This is a genomic window from Rhodococcus xishaensis (assembly GCF_004011825.1).
GTDB classification, from domain to species: Bacteria; Actinomycetota; Actinomycetes; order Mycobacteriales; family Mycobacteriaceae; genus Prescottella; species Prescottella xishaensis.
The window spans coordinates 75,067-92,614 of record NZ_RKLO01000002.1 but is presented as its reverse complement, the minus strand read 5'-3'; the positions used below and the strand labels follow the sequence as shown (position 1 = coordinate 92,614).

Here is a 17,548-nt window from a genome sequence, read left to right as displayed (position 1 = left end):
GCTGGTTACACCTGCTGGGCCGCCTTCTCCGCAGCCTGCGCCTGCGCTACCTGGGCCGGCGTGAACCGGACAAACAGCGCGGTGACCGTCGCGAGAGCAGCGAAGATCGCGCAGCCCAGCAGCGCGAATGTGTAGCCCTGGCTCAGGGCGTCGAGCTGCGATGCGGTCATGTCGGCAGCGGGCCCGGACACCCCGCCTTCGGACAATGTCCTGGACGTCGCCATCGCGCCGACGATCGCGAGGCCGACGGGACCGAACAGCACCTGGGCGACCTGCGCGATCGCGGCCAGTGGTCCGATCTCGTGAGGTCCGACGCCCGCGATGGCGCACAGCGGCAACGGCACCACCGCGAGGCCAACACCGAATCCGACCCCCACGACGAGCATGAACAGGTTCCCGACGTACGTGGCCGACCCATCGAGAGTGGAGCCGTAGAGCAGGCCGACGAACGTGATGAGGGTGCCGACGCCGACGAGCCAGCGCGGCGGGACCCGCACCGCGAGCTTGGAGGCGACGAATGCAGCTGCACCGAGTCCGAACGCGAACGGCACGAACGCGAGACCGGCGCGCAGCGGTGAGTAGCCGAGGATGTCCTGGACGAACAGCGCGACGAACGGAGCCAGCGAGAACATCACCATGCCGACGAGGGCGATGGCGATGAACGTCGCGACGCGGTCGCGGTTGCGGAACAGCGAGAACGGCAGCAGCGGGTTCTCGGCGCGACGCTCGACCGCAAGGAACGCACCGAGCAGGGCAAGACCGCCGATCAGCCCGGCGAGCACCAGCGGGCTGTCCCACCCCATCTCGGGGCCCTCGGTGAAACCGAACACGACAGCGGTGCAGCCAAGGGTTGCCAGGATCGCGCCCGGCACGTCGAGCTTGAGTCGCTCGGTGCTGGTCTCGGCGAGCGCAGCAATCGCGAATATCAGGATCACCAGTCCGATCGGGACGTTGATGAGGAAGATCCATCGCCACGACAGCTGGGTGAGGGCGCCACCGACGATCAAACCGGTGACCGAACCGATGCCGGTCATGGCGGCGAATATCGCAATCGCCTGGTTGCGGACCGGTCCGGGCGCGAAGGTGGTCGCCACGAGCGCGAGCGCGGTCGGCGACGCGATCGCCGCCCCGACACCCTGCAGCGCACGAGCAGCGACCAGCGTGGCCTCATTGAACGCGAGCCCGCAAACCAGCGACGCAATGGTGAACAACGCGACTCCACCGATGAACACCCGCTTGCGGCCCAGCGCATCACCGAGGCGCCCACCCAGCAGCATCAGACCGCCGTAAGTCAGGGCGTACGACGTGATGACCCAGTTACGTCCGGCATCGCTGAGCCCGAGGTCGTCCTGGATCCTGGCGAGTGCGAGCGAGGCGACGGTGCCGTCGAGCACCATCATCAGCTGCATGCCGCTCAGGACGATGATCGCGAGGCCGAATGCCCGCGTGGTCACTGGGTACTTCACATCGGTGGAGTCAGACACGAGAGTTCACGTTACCGAGGGTCGGCTGAGAACCCGGCCACCGAGCCTATGACCACGATCGCTGGCGGGCGGATGTTCTCCTCCCGCACCCGCGCGGCGACGGTCGCGAGGTCGGCCCGCAGCACCCGCTGGGTGCGTCGCGTGCCCTCCTGAATGACCGTGACAGGAGTGTCCGGCCGGCGTCCGCCCTCGACGAGGACGGTCGCGAACTGTTCGATCCGCTCGACGGCCATGAGCAGCACTATTGTCCCACGCAGCCGCGCGAGTGCGGCCCAGTCGACGAGCGAGTCCTGATGGTCCGGCGCCACGTGCCCGCTGACGACTACGAACTCATGTGTGACGCCGCGGTGGGTGACCGGGATACCGGCCGCGGACGGCACCGAGATCGCGCTTGTGATGCCCGGCACAACGGTCACCGGTACACCGGCCGCCGCACACGCCTCGAGTTCCTCGAAGCCGCGACCGAAGACGTACGGGTCGCCACCCTTGAGCCGGACGACGAACTTGCCGGCCTTCGCACCGTCGATCAGCGCCGCGTTGATTGTCTCCTGAGCCATCGCACGGCCGTACGGAATCTTCGCGGCGTCGATCACCTCGACGTGCGAGCCGAGTTCCGCGAGCAGTTCCGGTGGGGCGAGTCGGTCTGCGACGACGACGTCGGCGCGGGCGAGCAGACGACGGCCGCGCACGGTGATCAGATCCGGGTCGCCCGGCCCCGCGCCGACGAGAGCGACGCCCGGCGCCGGCGCGTCGTCGGTGTCGGTGACCGCCCCGGACTGAAGGGCCTCGAGCAGTGCAGTGCGGACGGTGGCCGATCGACGGTGCGCGCCGCCGGCGAGGACTCCGATGCTCAATCCGTCGTAGGTCCCGGTGGCCGGGGTGACCGCGGAGCCCTCGCGGGCGTTGTCGGCGCGGACGCAGAAGATGCGCTCCCGCTCGGCCTCGGCGACGATCGAGGCGTTGGTCTCGGGTTCGTCGGTGCACGCCATCGCGTACCAGGCCCCGTCCAGGTCGCCGTCGCGATAGTCGCGGAGCTCGAGCGTGATCTCCCCGGCTGCCGCCATGCCCTCGACAGCAGGCGTCACCTCGCGGCTGACGACATGCACACGCGCACCTGACGCGACCAGTAGGCCGAGTCGACGCTGCGCGACCGTGCCGCCGCCGACGACCACGACGTGACGGCCTGTCAGGTTGAGTCCGACCAGGTAGCTGGTCTCGTCACCGGCGGAAGCAGACACTCGTCTCCCCGTTCTCGTCATCCAATCGCATGTCCGATCGAATGTTCACTCGACAGATTCCGAAACACTACGGGCGACGGCGGCTGTGCCGCCAATGCAGACCGCGGTGGTGACGCCATTCGTCACACGTTTGGTCACAACCAGCTGGCCATCGTTCGCGGCGAGCATCGCGGCAGCCTCTGCCACGCTGTGCGTGCCGACCGCCGTCGCGACACCATCGTCGGGGTTCGGCACCGTGACGGCAGCGAGCCGATCGGCTGGGTACCCGACAAGCACAGCGCCTAGCGCCTCGGCCGCGTCCACGAATGCCGGCTCGGACACCTTCCGGTCCAGTGTCGCCAGTACCCCGACCGGAGCACCCCCGCACACTGCGAGGGCGGCGGCGACGATGTCGGCGGCGGCGACTCGGCTACCGGCACCCACACCGACACAGAGCTTGTCCACGGGCGGCTTATCCACGGGCGGCCTCCACGAAGCGACGAACGGCCCGCGGGTTCCCAGCCGGATGGGTGTGCAGGTACGACGCGTGCACCCCCGCCATCGAGCCCTCGGGTCCGCCGACGAAGCCTTCACGAGTAGCTCCAGCATCCCACGCGCGCCATCCCCAAGCAGAGGCGTAGCCGTCGGCGGTGTCGACTTCGACCGACGTGCGGTGGAACTCGTGACCGGTGACGCGGGCTCCGGCGTCGAACAGCACGGAGTCGGTGACGGCGACGGCCTCGCGGTACCCGAGGGTCAGCCGCTCCCCGAAGTGCGCGTCGACATCGATGACGCCGGCCATGGCGTGACCGTCGAGGCTGCGGATGAGGTACAGCAACCCCGCGCACTCGGCGTGGATCGGCGCACCGTCGACGGCGAGCTGCCGGACCTGCTGCAGCAGAGCGGTGTTCGCCGACAGTGCCACCGTATGCTCCTCCGGGAAGCCGCCGGGCAGAACCAAACCTGCTGTCCCGGTGGGCAGTTCGTCCGTGAGTGGGTCGAACGTCACGACGTCGGCACCGGCGGCCTCGAGCAGTTCCCGGTGTTCGGCGTAGCCGAAAGTGAATGCGACACCACCGGCGAGAGCGATCACCGGCCGCGGACCGTCCGGAACCGATCCGACCTCTGCCGCGGGGTCCCATCCGGCATCGGCGACGGACGATCGCGCCAGCGCCCGGATCGCGGCCAGGTCCAGGTGCGCGGCAGCGAGTTCGGTCATCACGGCGACGGCTTCGAGGGCGGCGGGGCCGTGTTCGATGGCGGGAACGAGACCCAGGTGCCGGGACGGGACCTCGAGTTCGGCCAGACGCGGCACCGACCCGAGGACCGGCAGCCCCACCCGCTCGCACGCCTGCCTCAGCACCGCCTCGTGGCGGGCGCTTCCGACGCGGTTGAGGATCACCCCACCGATGCGGACTGTGGGGTCGTACGTGGAGAATCCGTGCAGCACGGCGGCGAGGCTCTGGCTGTGGCCGCGGGCGTCGACCACGAGCACCACCGGCGCGCCGAGAGCCGCAGCGATCTGCGCGGTGGACCCCTCCGCGGATGGCTCCGCCGACCCGGGATCGATCTTTCCGTCGAACAGACCCATCACGCCCTCGACGACCGCGATGTCGCTGCCGTCGCTGCCGTGCCGGAACAGCGGACCGATCCGGTCCGCGCCCACCAATACGGTGTCGAGGTTGCGGCCCGGGCGTCCGGCGGCGAGTGCGTGGTATCCGGGGTCGATGTAGTCGGGGCCGACCTTGAACGGCGCCACCCGGTCACCGGCAGCGCGCAGCGCACCCATCAGGCCCGTGGCGACCGTCGTCTTGCCGCTGCCCGACGATGGTGCCGCGACGACGACGGCGGGAGCGGACTTCACCACTCGATGCCGCGCTGGCCCTTGCGGCCGGCGTCCATGGGGTGCTTGATCTTCGTCATCTCGGTGACGAGGTCGGCGGCATCGATCAGCGCCTGGGGCGCGTCCCGGCCGGTGACGACGACGTGCTGGTTCCCGGGGCGGGATCGGAGCACCTCGACAACTTCCTCCGTGTCCACCCAACCCCATTTGAGTGGGTAGGTGAACTCGTCGAGCACATAGAAGCGGTGCGTCTCGGCCTCGAGGCGACGGGTGATCTCGCGCCAGCCCTCGAGTGCGGCAGCGGCGTGGTCCTCCTCGGTCCCGTGCTTGCGGGCCCACGACCAGCCCTCACCCATCTTGTGCCAGCTCACCGCACCGCCGACGCCGCTGGTCTCGTGCAGTTCGCCGAGCGCGCGGAAGGCGGCCTCCTCGCCGACCTTCCACTTCGCGCTCTTGACGAACTGGAAGACTCCGATGTCGAAGCCCTGGTTCCAGGCGCGCAGCGCCATCCCGAACGCTGCGGTCGACTTTCCCTTGCCCGGCCCGGTGTGGACCGCCAGCACCGGCTGATTGCGGCGCTGGCGGGTGGTGAGCCCGTCCGGGGGCACGTTCTCAGGTATGCCCTTGGGCATCTACAGGCCCCTTTCTAGGAGTCGACTTCTCCCGGCGAGTCAGGCGGCGGCCCGGACGACGCCGGCCACCTGTTGCGCCGACAGTTCCGCAAGGCGCACGTAGCCGCCGCGCAGGTGGTGTGCCAGTTCGGCGGCCAGACCGAGCCGGACCATGCCGGTCTCGCAGTCCACCACGATCGACGCGGCACCCGTGTCGGCAAGCATGCCAGCGGCCCGCTTCGCGCGCCGCACCGCATCCGTGCCGCCGGTCGCCCGCCCGTCGGTCAGCGACACCACCAGTGCCCGACGACGCGGATCGCGCACCCGCTCGCGCAGCACGACGCCGCGAGCTCGCAGGAAGCCCTCGGCGAGGGGGGTGCGGCCACCTGTCCTCATCGCGCGAAGCCGTCGCACCGCCACCTCCACCGACGACGTGGGCGGCAGCACCAGCTCGGCGTCGCGACCCCGGACGGTGACTACCGCTACCTTGTCTCGGCGCTGGTACGCATCCCGCAACAGTGACACGACGGCCCCGGTCACCGCGGCCAACCGGTCCCGCGCGGCCATGGAACCTGACGCATCCACCACGAACAACACCAGATTGCCCTCACGGCCCTCCCGCACCCCACCGCGAATGTCGCTGGGTGCCAGCCGCATCGGGCCCCTCACACGACCGCGGGCGGCCTGGTGCTCGGCGGCCGCGAACAGCGTGCCGACCAGGTGCAGACCGCTGCCTCGCTCGGTCGTCGAGCGGACGGTGCGGCCACGGGTCGAACGGGAGCGGGAGCGACGGCCCGGGGCCCCGTCGCCGACGCCCGGAATCTCGAGCAGCCGAGCCCTGAATTGCGGACCCGGCGCTCCGACTCGTCGTTCCGATCCCCGATCGGTGTCGCGTGAATCCTGTTCGTTCGATTCGTTTCTCGATGTGGTGTTGGGGGTCTCGTTCTGGGAGTCGGCCGGATTCTCGCCGCCACCGGGGCCGTCGGGATCGGGCTCGGGATCCTCGTGGGCGCGGGCGTCGTTGTCGGCCTTCTCCATTGCGTCGTCCAGCTGTTCGGGGTCCAGCCCGGGTTCGTCGAACGGGTCCCTCCGACGACGGTGCGGCAGTGTCAGTTCCGCGGCCACCCGCACGTCCTCCTCGGCCACTGCAGCGGCGCCCCGCCAGGCGGCGTGCGCGGTCGCGGTTCGGGCAAGGACCAGGTCGGCACGCATACCCTCGACGTCGAATGACGCACACACCGAGGCGATGCGCCGCAGTTCGGTGTCGGACAGCTCGACACCGTCCACGGCGGCCCGGGCGGCGGCGATCCGGTGAGCCAGGTCGGCGTCCTGCTCGGCGTAGCGTGCTGCGAACAAGTCGGGGTCGCGCTCGTAGTCGAGGCGGCGGCGGACAACTTCCATGCGCACGTTGACGTCTCGGGACGCGGCGACGTCGACGGCCAGACCGAAGCGATCGAGCAGCTGTGGCCGGAGCTCGCCCTCCTCGGGGTTCATGGTGCCCACCAGAACGAAACGTGCTGGGTGCGAGTGCGAGACGCCATCGCGTTCGACGTGGACGCGGCCCATCGCGGCAGCGTCGAGGAGAACGTCGACCAGGTGGTCGTGCAGGAGATTGACCTCGTCGACGTACAGAACGCCCTGATGTGCGTCGGCGAGTAAGCCCGGTTGGAAGGAGTGCTCGCCGTCACGGAGCACCTTCTCGAGATCGATGGAGCCGACGACGCGGTCCTCGGTGGCGCCCACCGGCAGTTCGACCAGCCGAGCCCTGCGCCACTCCCCCGCATGCTCGACCTCGGGTAGCAGCGCGGTGAGCGCGCGCACGACCGTGGACTTCGCGGTGCCCTTCTCCCCGCGGACCAGCACGCCGCCGATGCCTGGGTGGACGGCACACAGGATCAGCGCCAACCGGAGTTGATCCTGTCCGACTACTGCACTGAATGGGAACTCTGCAGGCTCTGGGGTGTTACGCAACGACCGAATCCCTTCACTTCTACCGCGCTTGGACGGCGGGCTCGACCGTCAGGCGGACGCGGACTCGACCACGCGCTCGGCCGCCGGCGCCGCCGTGTCGTCACCGCCGAGCAGGAGCGAACGGTTGCTCCAATCCCAAACCTGCTGGAAGAGATCCGGGTTGTCCGACAGTTGCACACCCAGCGACGGGACCATCTGCTCGAGCTTCGGCTTCCAGGTCTCGAACTCGCGTGGGAAGCAGCGCTGCAGGACGTCGAGCATTGCGGGAACCGCAGTCGACGCACCTGGGGATGCACCCAGCAGACCCGCGACGGTGCCGTCCTGCGCGTTGACGACGGCAGTGCCGAACTCGAGGACACCGCCGGCGCCCTTCCGGCGGATCACCTGCACGCGCTGTCCGGCGGTGATGAGCTCCCAGTCGCCGCCGGTGGCGCGGGGCACGAATTCGCGCAGAGTCTGGATGCGGTCGAACGGCGTCTGCATGAGCTCACCGATGAGGTACTTGGTCAGACCCAACTCGGTGATGCCGACCCCGAGCATCGACGTGAGGTTGTTCGGCTTCACCGAGCCCGGCAGGTCGGTGACCTTGCCGTTCTTGAGGAACTTCGGCGACCAGCCGGCGTAGGGGCCGAAGAGCAGTCCCTCTTGGCCTCCGATCACGCGGGTGTCGAGGTGCGGCACCGACATCGGAGGGGCACCGACGGCAGCCTTGCCGTACACCTTGGCACGGTGCTGCGCGATGAGCTCCGGGTTGGTGCAGCGCAGGAACTGACCGCTGACCGGGAAGCCGCCGAAGCCCTTGGCCTCCTTGATGCCCGACTTCTGCAGCAAGTGCAGGGCGCCACCACCGGCGCCGATGAACACGAACTTGGCGTTGACGGTCTTCTTGGCACCGGTGCGGAGGTTCCGCACCTTCACGAGCCAGCTGCCGTCGGCTTGTTTCGTGAGGTTGCGGACCTCATGGCCGAAGAACACCTGGCCGCCGGACGCACCGACGTAGCCGAGGAGTTGCTTGGTGAGGGCGCCGAAGTCGACGTCGGTGCCGGACTCGGTCCAGTTGAGGGCGACGGGCTCGGAGAAGTCGCGCCCCTTGGCCATGAGTGGCAGTCGCTCGGAGAAGAACTCCTCGGACTCCGAGTACTCCATGCCGGCGAACAGCGGGTGGTCGGCGAGCGCGTCGTAGCGGGCGCGTAGGTACTTCACGTTGTCGGCGCCGTGCACGAAACTCACGTGTGGAATCGGGTTGATGAACTCTTTGGGATCGGTGAGGATCCCGTTGTCGACGGCGTACGCCCAGAATTGGCGAGAGACCTGGAACTGCTCGTTGACGGTGACCGCCTTGCTGATGTCGACACCGTCACCCTTGACCGGGGTGTAGTTGAGCTCGCACAGAGCGGAGTGGCCAGTACCAGCGTTGTTCCACGGGTCGCTGCTCTCTGCGGCGGCGGCGTCGAGGCGCTCAAATGTCGTGATCGACCAGTCGGGCTGCACCTGACGCAGAATCGCGCCGAGGGTTGCACTCATGATGCCCGCACCCACGAGCACTACATCGGTCTTAGCCACTACGTTCTGGTCTGACACTGGAGTATCGACTTCCTTGTCTGTTCACACGCGACCTGTTTCGCACGCATCACCCGCTCAGCGGGCGTCGGAACACACCGCATTTCGGGCGCTTGTGGCGCTTAGGTTACCTGTGCGTCACCTCCCCTAATTGTGCCCCTCGCACACGGCTCCGTTCGACCAATACAGTGTGATGGTGACTACGTGGGTTCCTGACGTCCTGGGTGACGGATACCAGCAGCTGACAATCCCCTTGGGTAAGGATCCGGACGGGGAGGGCGAGGTCGAAGCCACCCTGGTCCGGTACCAGCCCACCGAGATCACCGGTACCCACGCAGTGCTGTACGTCCACGGTTTCACCGACTACTTCTTCCAACAGCATCTGGCCGAGCACTTCGCCGAGCAGGGGTACTCATTTTTCGCTCTCGACCTGCGCAAATGCGGACGTGCCCTACGCCCCGGGCAAACCCCGCACTTCGTCACCGACCTGAGGATGTACGACTTCGAGCTGAACGAGGCGCTGCGCCTGGTACGTGAACAGATCAGCGGTGGCCATGTGCTGCTGGTCGCGCACTCGACCGGCGGCCTGATCTTGCCGTTGTGGCTGGACCGGCTCGAGCGCAGGCACGGCGGATCCGCGGGCGCGGGTGTGGCTGGAGTCATCCTCAACAGCCCCTGGTTCGACCTGCACGGCCCCGCCGTCCTCCGCAGCGCGGGTACCTCCGCGGCGATCGACGCGCTCGGCCGGGTATCGAGCAAGAGGCCCGTCCCCCTGCAGAGGCTCGACACGTACGGCTCGAGCCTGCATGTCGACGCGAACGGCGAATGGGAATACGACCTCGACTGGAAACCGCTGACGGGCTTCCCGATCACCTTCGGCTGGCTTCGTGCGATCCGCCGTGGCCATGCACGACTACACCAGGGCCTCGATGTAGGGGTGCCGTCGCTGATCCTGCGGTCGAAGCAGACGGTGCGCGCGCCCAGCTACCATCCGACCGTCGACGAGGCCGACGCCATCCTCGACGTTGATCAGATCGCGCGCTGGGCCGGCTGCCTCGGCAACCGCACGACGATCGTGCCGATCGAAGGCGCAAGGCACGACGTGTTCCTGTCCACCGCGAAGCCGTTGGCCGACGCGTTTCACGAAGTGGACCTGTGGCTGGCCTGGCTCCACGCGCACCACCTCACGGACACCGAGACCCGGGAGACGGGGGCTTCCGCGTGACCCACTTCGACATCGCGATCATCGGCACCGGATCCGGCAACTCGATCCTCGACGAACGTTTCGACGGCAAGAAGGTCGCGATTCTCGAAGAAGGAACCTTCGGCGGCACCTGCCTCAATGTCGGGTGCATCCCCACCAAGATGTACGTCTACGCCGCAGAAGTGGCGCGGACGATCACCGAGTCGTCGAAGCTCGGCGTCGACGCGACCCTCGACGAAGTGCGTTGGCACGACATCGTCAAGCGAGTGTTCGGCCGGATCGACCCGATCTCGGCGGGCGGCGAGCGGTACCGCACCAACGACTGCGCGAACGTGACGGTGTACCGCGGACACGCCCGGTTCGTGGGAGCACGGACCATCGACACCGGCACCGGCGAGGTCATCACAGCCGACCAGGTCGTCATCGCCGCGGGCTCGCGGCCCACCATCCCGGCGGAGATCCTCGACGCCGGCGTCCGCTATCACACCAACGACGACATCATGCGGCTGCCGGCGCTGCCGGAGCGGCTGGTGATCCTCGGATCCGGGTTCATCGCGGCCGAATTCGCGCACGTGTTCTCCGCGCTGGGCGTCCAGGTGTCAATCCTCGGTCGCAGCGAGCGACTGCTGCGCCACCTGGACCGCGACATCGCGGATTGGTTCACCGAACTCGCACATCGCAAGTGGGACGTACACCTGGGCAACCCGATGGTCGCGGCCCGGGCGGCTGGTCGCGACGGTGCCGGCATCCAGATCGAACTATCCGACGGCACCGTCGTCGCCGGCGACGAACTGCTGGTCGCGGTGGGCCGGACCCCGAACGGCGACCGTCTCGACGCCGCGCTCGGCGGTGTCGCGGTCGACGAGTCCTGCCGGGTGATCGTGGACGAGTACCAGCGCACCACTGCCGAGGGGGTGTTCGCCCTCGGTGACGTCTCGTCGCCGTACCAACTCAAACACGTTGCGAACCACGAGATGCGGGTGGTCCAGCACAACCTGTTGCACGACGCCTGGAACAACACTGACGCCTGGAACAACACTGCAGTCGACTCGGTTCCACGCTTGCGCCGCACCGATCACCGGTTCGTTCCCGCTGCGGTGTTCACCGACCCGCAGATCGCCGAGGTCGGGATGACCGAGGACCAGGCCCGCGAGGCCGGCCTCGACATCACAGTCAAGGTGCAGAACTACAGCGATGTCGCATATGGGTGGGCGATGGAGGACGACGAAGGCTTCTGCAAGGTGATCGCCGAGCGAGGCACCGGCCGCCTCCTCGGCGCGCACGTCATTGGCGCCCAGGCCCCCACCGTGATTCAGCCACTGATCCAGGCGATGAGCTTCGGGTTGTCGGCGCAGGACATGGCCACCGGCCAGTATTGGATCCACCCTGCGCTGCCCGAAGTCGTCGAGAATGCGCTGCTCGGTCTAGACATCTGAGCGGCTGACCACTGAAACCCGAGAAACGGGTGAGAATCCGCGTGAACTCGGAATCGGGAACCGATCGACGGTCAGGAGCGACCGCCGTTCGGACCACACCTCCGGATTCGACGCCACATCCCGCCAGCACGCTGACCTCATGACTGCCCCCGATCAACTCACCCCAGAGGAATCAGTGGCAGGCGCAAGAAGGAGCGTGCACGCGTACGCCACCACTGCGCAGGCTATCGAGACCATCAGAAACCCTGCGCGCCCTGTCGAATCCGCGCTCACAGGCATCGCTGAAACCAGCACAGTCCAGGCCGCAAACAAGGCCGACAGCAAGAACACGGCAGCGGCCGAGCAGGCCGCGAATCTCTGTCGCCAGCACCACTCCGACCGTGGCGGCCACACTTGCGCCGATTGCACGGCCAGGGTGCCACCCACCACCGACACCGATCCGACCACAACCCCGACGAACACACCGACAACCAAGGCCACCGGCATCAGGCCCCCCAGGTCCCCAGGCACACTCGCGACCGCAGCCGCTGCAGCACCGACACCGGCAGCAATTCCGACCTCGCGTGTAGGCCACCCCATAGCTGTAGCTAAGCACAGCGACAACTCATCGGATGCAGGGCAAGTCAGTAGTGCCGGGGTAGCCCGAAGCAGCGGGCCATGCCGAGAGCAGCACGCCAAGCGGCGCGCCCGTTCTCGCCCACTGTTGGATGATCGGTGCGAATCCCTTTGCGGACCCCTCCCCGAGCGGCTTCAGGCTTGGTTGCTCCGGGCTGGCCGATCGAGTCGCATTGTCACGGCTCATCCGAGCCGCCGAAGACGAGCTGTGGTGTCCCCGTGGCCGGTTCTTCGGGGTGTAGTTGCTGCTGCAAGGCCGAGATCCCGGCAGCGTCCAAGGTGCCACCACCGTGGATCTGGCACGCCCAGTCGAATCTTCTAGTAGACCAGGCGATTTGGCCACCATACGTCTTCACCGCCCATGGTTCGGCCGAGCGTGGCCGTCGGATGAGCCAGCCGGCGGACCGATCCGGACCGAGGATGGCCGAGAAGGCGCCGGTCTGCCGGTCGAGGGAATCGACGAAGCGTGGAGCGAAGTCAGTCATGACCGGCAGTTGGATCGGCTCTGCCGTGATGTTCTCGCGGAACCACTGCATCGCCCCCTCCATATCAGGTGTGTCCCCGCGTCCGGCGTCGCCACGGGATTCGTAGTCGGTGACGATCGGGCCATCCCAGGTAAACAGCGATGGGTCCAGAGGCTCACCCACTGTGACGTCGGTGTAGGCAGCGCCGTCGATGCCGTCCCCGGAATGCTGTCCGAGAACAGCGCCGCTGTCGGCATCGACGATCAGACGCAGCGAGGGTTTCGGCATGTTGCGGCTCTCACGTGGGGCCAGATCCACCGACCAGCAACGGCGGCCGAGGAACTCTAGGTCGGTCACGGGCCCGGTCGGTCGAGCATGATGGCGACCGACCCAGTGGGTGACCGGCGGGGTGATGGCCAAGTGGCGGCCGGGGCCGGGGGATCTCACGTTCCGCACCTCCGTACAACGTGGCTGGGCCGGATCAGCGGTGAAGTCCCATGCTGTGGTGCCATCGCTGACGAACCACACTTCGCCGTCGATCGATTCGATTCGGGATCGGCGGCCCCACCGGTAAAGGCGCACCCCGCCGCGGCGCATCGGCAGGAAGGTAGGTTCCTCGCCGTAGGTCGCGTAGTAGAAGTGGAATGGCTTGTCGGAGTTCCGATACGGAAGGACGACGCCGTGGACCGGGTGTGTCGGCCCGTCGGCCATGCCCACCAGCATCTGCACCCATTCGGTCATTGATACCTCCGGTTCGTGTTCGTTTTCGGGGACACATCGGCCCCGGGACTGCGCGAGGACCCAGACGTTGCCTGGGCTCAGACGTACAGCACTCCGCCGACGGCATCCGACGCCGGCGGATACGCGCGGGTGCCGGCCTGCTCCATCAGTTCCGCCCGCACGTAGGTGAGGAAGTTGTCCAGCCGAGTGCCTTGCTCGTCGTAGAGTCTCAGGCGCGCAACCAGGGTCAGGCCGGGGTAGTCGACGTGCCGGAACCGGACTTGGACATGGCCGTTGGGCCACCGCCCGACGTAGGTGGCGGACACCTCGTCCACACCGTCCGAGAACCGCACTCCGTCCAGACCGCGCAGGCAGTGCGCCACGTAAGAGCCGTGATCGAGCGGCTCGGGCCCTACCGGCCAGCACCGGTCGGTGATGTCGATGCCCTCGGCCTGCACCGGATGCACCCTGCCGTCCACCCCTACGGTGAGCACCGAATCCTTTGGCCCGGTGCGGGTTTCCGGCATGGTGATCATCCAGAGCCGTCCGGCCGCTGTCGCGCCGTCGGTCACTCGCATCCCGGGCAGATCGATTTCCGCCGTGGGCACCGAGGCGTCGGGCCGGTACGCCCGCACGATCGAGATGCCGCGGCGAGCCGTGACGGTGCCCCAGTGCCAACGAAGCGCAGCGTCCATGGCGCGTTTACGCCGGTGCGCCTCGTTGTATGTGACGTCGGCGTACTCGCTGGTGTACTCGACCGCGCGATCCTGCAGGCATGGATGCGTGTCGGGTCCGATCCGCTCCGGGATCGTTCCGTCCAGCGGCACCTGCAGCACCGAGGAGCTGTACCGAACCTCGAAGCCGGCTCCGTCGAGACGACTTGTCATCGCGGACGTCGGAACCCGCTCCCACGGATCGTGCTCGACCCCGACGAACAGCGACGACTCGTCGAACTCGAACGACACCGTCGCCGCAGCGTCAATGACGACACGGCGGGTACCGCCCTCGGGCCGTGCAACAAGCAACGTTGGTGGTCGCGGGGAGCGGCGCGGTGGAACGTCGGGTGTGGATGCAATGTCGCGACGCCGTCGCGTACTACTGGAGCACCATGCGCCGGTCTGCCCGGCGCAGATCAGTTTGTGGCCTTGGGTGAACTCCGCATGGAGGATGCCATCGACACCGACCCGCACCAGCGGCCCGTCTCGATGGTTCTGCACCCATACACCGTCTGCGTCGGCCACGATCTCTCGTTGCCTCGCACCCTGTGGGCCTGGAGGAAGGTCGGTCCACGACACAAGGCGCGCGAACCGCTCGGTGTATGGGTCGAACAACGCCGCGACCGGTTGCGTCGCATCGACCACCCATACGTAGCCGGAAGAGAAGAACACACTGTGTGGGCGCAGGAATCTGCGCTGAGAATCGGCGCTCATGCGCCTTTCTGCCGAGTCATGTCGGCTACCGTACCAGGCGCGGCGGCTCGTGTATTACCAAAGCCACCTTGGCGGTCGGGCAGCTGCGCTGCCATCCGACCTGAACCACCGCGGAGCGCAAATACTGCAACGACAGGCCCGCCAACGCCGCGACGATCGGGCGGCCCGTAGCGACGCAACCGAGGGAATGTGCTTCGCAACCTACTTCCGGTGCGCCAGCGCCCGCACGATGCCGTCGCCGATCGACTGCAGGACCTGCACGATCACGATGAGCACGACGACCGCGACCAGCAGCACCGGCGTGTTGAACCGCTGGTAGCCGTAGACGATGGCGAAGTCACCGAGCCCGCCACCACCGATGACGCCGGCCATTGCCGAATAGCCGACGAGCAGCACCACTGTCAGTGTCGCTCCGGCGACCAGCGCAGAAACCGATTCCGGCAGAAGCACTTTCCGCACGATCTGACCGTTGGTCGCACCCATCGCCTGGGCGGCCTCGACGCGTCCGACGGGAACCTCGCGCAGCGCAGCCTCGACGACACGCGCGTAGAACGGGATCGCACCGATGGTCAACGGCACGATCGCCGCGTCCGGGCCGATTGCGGTGCCGACGATCAACCGGGTTACGCCGATCAGCGCGATCATCAGGATCAGGAAGGGCAGCGAGCGGAAGACGTTGACGATCGCGCCGAGTACGGCGTTGACTACGCGCTGCGGCCACAACCCGCTGGGTGAGGTCACGTGCAGCACCACGCCGAGGAGCACACCACCGATGACGGTGAGCACGAACGAGATTCCCACCATGTACAGGGTCTCTTGCGTCGCCTCCCACACCTCGGGGAGCGAGTCGTACCAGGACATCTTGTTCATGTGACAACACCCCCGGTTGCTGCGCCTGCCCAGCTCGACCCGTCGACCCCGGCCCCGACGCCCCAGGACAGCGTGACATTCGGCTGGGCGTCGACGAACGCGTCGACGTCCGCACGGGACACGCCGGGCCCGAACCGCAGGCGCAGCCGGCCGACGGTGACCCCGGCGACCTGCTCGACCCGCCCACCGTCGACGGAGATGTCGGCGTCGAGCTTGCGGACGAGTTGCGCGAGCCATGGCCCGCGGGCCTCGTCACCGATCGTTGTGACGACAGCGGTGTCGGCGCCGTCCCCCTCGGACGGGCCGACACCGACCGGAACTATCGCGTCTCCCAGCACCGATCCGGGTTCGCCCACCAGGTCGAGAATCCTGCCGGCTTCAGCGATCCGGCCGTCCGCCAACCGGGCCGCCGAGGTGCAGATGCGACGCAGCACACCGAGTTCGTGTGTGATGAGCACGACGGTGACGCCGATCGATCGGTTGAGCTCGGCCAGCAGGTCCAGCACCTGGTCGGTGGTCGTAGGGTCGAGAGCACTGGTCGCCTCGTCGCACAGCAACACGTCCGGCTGGGACGCGAGAGCGCGGGCGATGCCTACTCGCTGTTGCTGTCCGCCGGACAGCTGCGATGGGAAGGCCTTCTCTTTGCCTCCGAGGCCGACGAGTTCGATCAGCTCGTCGGCGCGTGCCCGCCGCTGCTTGCGGTCGAGCCCGGCCAGCTCGAGCGGGAACTCGATGTTGGCGCGCACACTCCGCGCGTGCAGCAGGTTGAACTGCTGGAACACGGTGCCGATGCGGCGGCGCGCGGCACGAAGACCCGCCCCGGTCAGCTGCGAGAGGTCGTCACCCCGCAACACGATGCGGCCGCTGGTGGGCCGCTCGAGCAGGTTCAGACACCGCAGCAGGGTGGACTTGCCCGCACCCGACGGCCCTACGATCCCGAAGATCTCCCCCTCGGCGACCTCGAGATCGATCCCTCGTAGAGCCGAGACCTCCCCCACTCCGCCAGCGGCGGGGAAGGTCTTGACCAGGTTCTCGATACTGATCATCAGTTGGTGGCGATCATCAGTTGGTTGGGTGGACCGGGACCACGGAACCGGAGTAGTTCTCCTCGATCCAGGCAGCGGTCTCCGGGGAGACGAGCGCCTCGGCGAGCGCCTGCACGCCAGGATCGTTCGCGTCGGCGGAACGGACGACGAACAGGTTCGAGAACGGGTTGCCCTCGACGTCCTCCGAGAACAGCGCGTCCTCCGCGGGGATCAGTCCGGCCTCGATCGCGTAGTTGGAGTTGATGATCGCGGCGGTGATCTGCGGGTCGTCCAGGTTGCGGGCCAACTGCGGGCGCTCGATCTCGACGAACTTCAGATTCTTCGGGTTCGCCTTGACGTTCGCCTGGGTGATGACGGACAGGTCGGCGTCATCGAACGGCTTGTCCATCTCGATCAGGCCGGCGGACTCGAGCAGGTATAGGCCGCGGGCGAAGTTGGTGGTGTCCTTCGGCAGCGCGATACTCGCCCCGTCGCCGATCTGGTCGACGGCCGTGACCTTCTCCGAGTACAGACCCATCGGCTCGAGGTGAACGTCGGCGACGGAGACGAGGTCGCTCACACCCTTCTGCTTCTGCCAGTCCTCCAGGTAGGGGGCGTGCTGGAAGAAGTTGGCCTGAACGTCGCCGGCGACGAGCAGCTCGTTCGGGTCGATCTCGCCGGTGACCGGCTTGATGTCGAGCTTGACGTCACCGAGAACACCGGAGTCGACGATGTGCTCGAGGATCTCGACGTGCGGGGTGCTCGACGCGGAGATCATCAGCGTCTCCCCGTCGCTGCCGGTCGAGCATGCGGCCAGGCCGACGCTGAGCAGTGCTGCGGCAGAGAGTGCGGCGGTGCGGCGTAGAAACATCGAGAGATACCTTCCGGTGGACATGAGCGGGTCCTTTCCCTCCGGGCACGAAGGACAACAGGCGCTGCGACATTTGGATGCCCGATGGGAGAAAGTTCACAGGAGGATGCGGGACGGCCGTTGAGGTGCCGCCGCGCGAAGCTGTCTCGTCTCAGCGCCAACGCATGCAACAACAGCGACCACGCATGAGCGTCGTGGCGTCAGGTGTTGCAGGGCTGCGCATTGAA

14 protein-coding genes are annotated in these 17,548 nt (G+C 67.6%); 2 read left to right on the top strand and 12 right to left on the bottom strand.

The genetic code is table 11. The features are described from left to right. Positions 1-5: 5 nt before the first annotated feature. The 7 genes from EGT50_RS04890 to mqo all read right to left on the bottom strand — a co-directional run bounded on the left by EGT50_RS04890 (position 6) and on the right by mqo (position 8,707). Positions 6-1,409, bottom strand: coding sequence for an MFS transporter (locus tag EGT50_RS04890; protein ID WP_127952161.1), 1,404 nt, complete (start codon positions 1,407-1,409; stop codon positions 6-8). An 86-nt stretch (positions 1,410-1,495) separates the two neighbouring features. Beyond that, positions 1,496-2,722, bottom strand: a complete 1,227-nt coding sequence (gene cobA / locus EGT50_RS04885) for a uroporphyrinogen-III C-methyltransferase (protein ID WP_127951475.1) — start codon at positions 2,720-2,722, stop codon at positions 1,496-1,498. A gap of 45 nt (positions 2,723-2,767) precedes the next feature. After that, positions 2,768-3,181, bottom strand: coding sequence for a cobalamin biosynthesis protein (locus tag EGT50_RS04880; protein WP_235870593.1), 414 nt, complete (start codon positions 3,179-3,181; stop codon positions 2,768-2,770). After that, complete coding sequence (locus tag EGT50_RS04875; protein WP_127951474.1) at positions 3,174-4,568, bottom strand: cobyrinate a,c-diamide synthase; 1,395 nt, start codon at positions 4,566-4,568, stop codon at positions 3,174-3,176. Before EGT50_RS04875 ends, EGT50_RS04880 begins: the two co-directional genes overlap by 8 nt. Continuing rightward, a complete protein-coding gene (gene cobO, locus EGT50_RS04870) occupies positions 4,562-5,176 on the bottom strand; it encodes a cob(I)yrinic acid a,c-diamide adenosyltransferase (protein ID WP_127951473.1) in 615 nt (204 codons plus the stop codon). The genes EGT50_RS04875 and cobO overlap by 7 nt, the downstream gene beginning before the upstream one ends. Before the next feature lie 39 nt (positions 5,177-5,215). Beyond that, complete coding sequence (locus EGT50_RS04865) at positions 5,216-7,126, bottom strand: ATP-binding protein (protein WP_127951472.1); 1,911 nt, start codon at positions 7,124-7,126, stop codon at positions 5,216-5,218. Positions 7,127-7,174: 48 nt separating this feature from the next. Beyond that, positions 7,175-8,707, bottom strand: coding sequence for a malate dehydrogenase (quinone) (mqo, locus tag EGT50_RS04860; RefSeq protein WP_206615747.1), 1,533 nt, complete (start codon positions 8,705-8,707; stop codon positions 7,175-7,177). A gap of 175 nt (positions 8,708-8,882) precedes the next feature. On the opposite strand from mqo, the gene EGT50_RS04855 reads away from it, so the two are divergent. Both EGT50_RS04855 and mtr read left to right on the top strand, forming a co-directional pair. Then, entirely contained in the window at positions 8,883-9,911 is a 1,029-nt protein-coding gene (locus EGT50_RS04855) for an alpha/beta hydrolase (RefSeq protein WP_206615746.1), read from the top strand. Next, the gene (gene mtr, locus EGT50_RS04850; protein WP_127951471.1) at positions 9,908-11,326 is read left to right on the top strand and encodes a mycothione reductase; all 1,419 of its coding nucleotides are present in this window, start codon (positions 9,908-9,910) and stop codon (positions 11,324-11,326) included. Before EGT50_RS04855 ends, mtr begins: the two co-directional genes overlap by 4 nt. A 791-nt stretch (positions 11,327-12,117) precedes the next feature. Here mtr and EGT50_RS04845 read toward each other — a convergent pair. The 5 genes from EGT50_RS04845 to EGT50_RS04825 all read right to left on the bottom strand — a co-directional run bounded on the left by EGT50_RS04845 (position 12,118) and on the right by EGT50_RS04825 (position 17,345). Next, positions 12,118-13,146 (bottom strand): hypothetical protein, encoded by a 1,029-nt coding sequence (locus tag EGT50_RS04845; RefSeq protein ID WP_127951470.1) that lies wholly within the window; start codon positions 13,144-13,146, stop codon positions 12,118-12,120. Positions 13,147-13,223: 77 nt separating this feature from the next. After that, positions 13,224-14,555 carry a hypothetical protein gene (locus EGT50_RS04840; RefSeq protein WP_127951469.1) on the bottom strand — a complete coding sequence of 444 codons (1,332 nt, stop codon included), beginning with the start codon at positions 14,553-14,555 and terminating at the stop codon, positions 13,224-13,226. 201 nt (positions 14,556-14,756) lie between these two features. Next, positions 14,757-15,425, bottom strand: a complete 669-nt coding sequence (locus tag EGT50_RS04835) for a methionine ABC transporter permease (RefSeq protein ID WP_127951468.1) — start codon at positions 15,423-15,425, stop codon at positions 14,757-14,759. Next, positions 15,422-16,471, bottom strand: a complete 1,050-nt coding sequence (locus EGT50_RS04830) for a methionine ABC transporter ATP-binding protein (protein WP_127951467.1) — start codon at positions 16,469-16,471, stop codon at positions 15,422-15,424. Before EGT50_RS04830 ends, EGT50_RS04835 begins: the two co-directional genes overlap by 4 nt. A 16-nt stretch (positions 16,472-16,487) precedes the next feature. Continuing rightward, positions 16,488-17,345, bottom strand: a complete 858-nt coding sequence (locus EGT50_RS04825; protein ID WP_235870592.1) for a MetQ/NlpA family ABC transporter substrate-binding protein — start codon at positions 17,343-17,345, stop codon at positions 16,488-16,490. Positions 17,346-17,548: the final 203 nt, after the last annotated feature.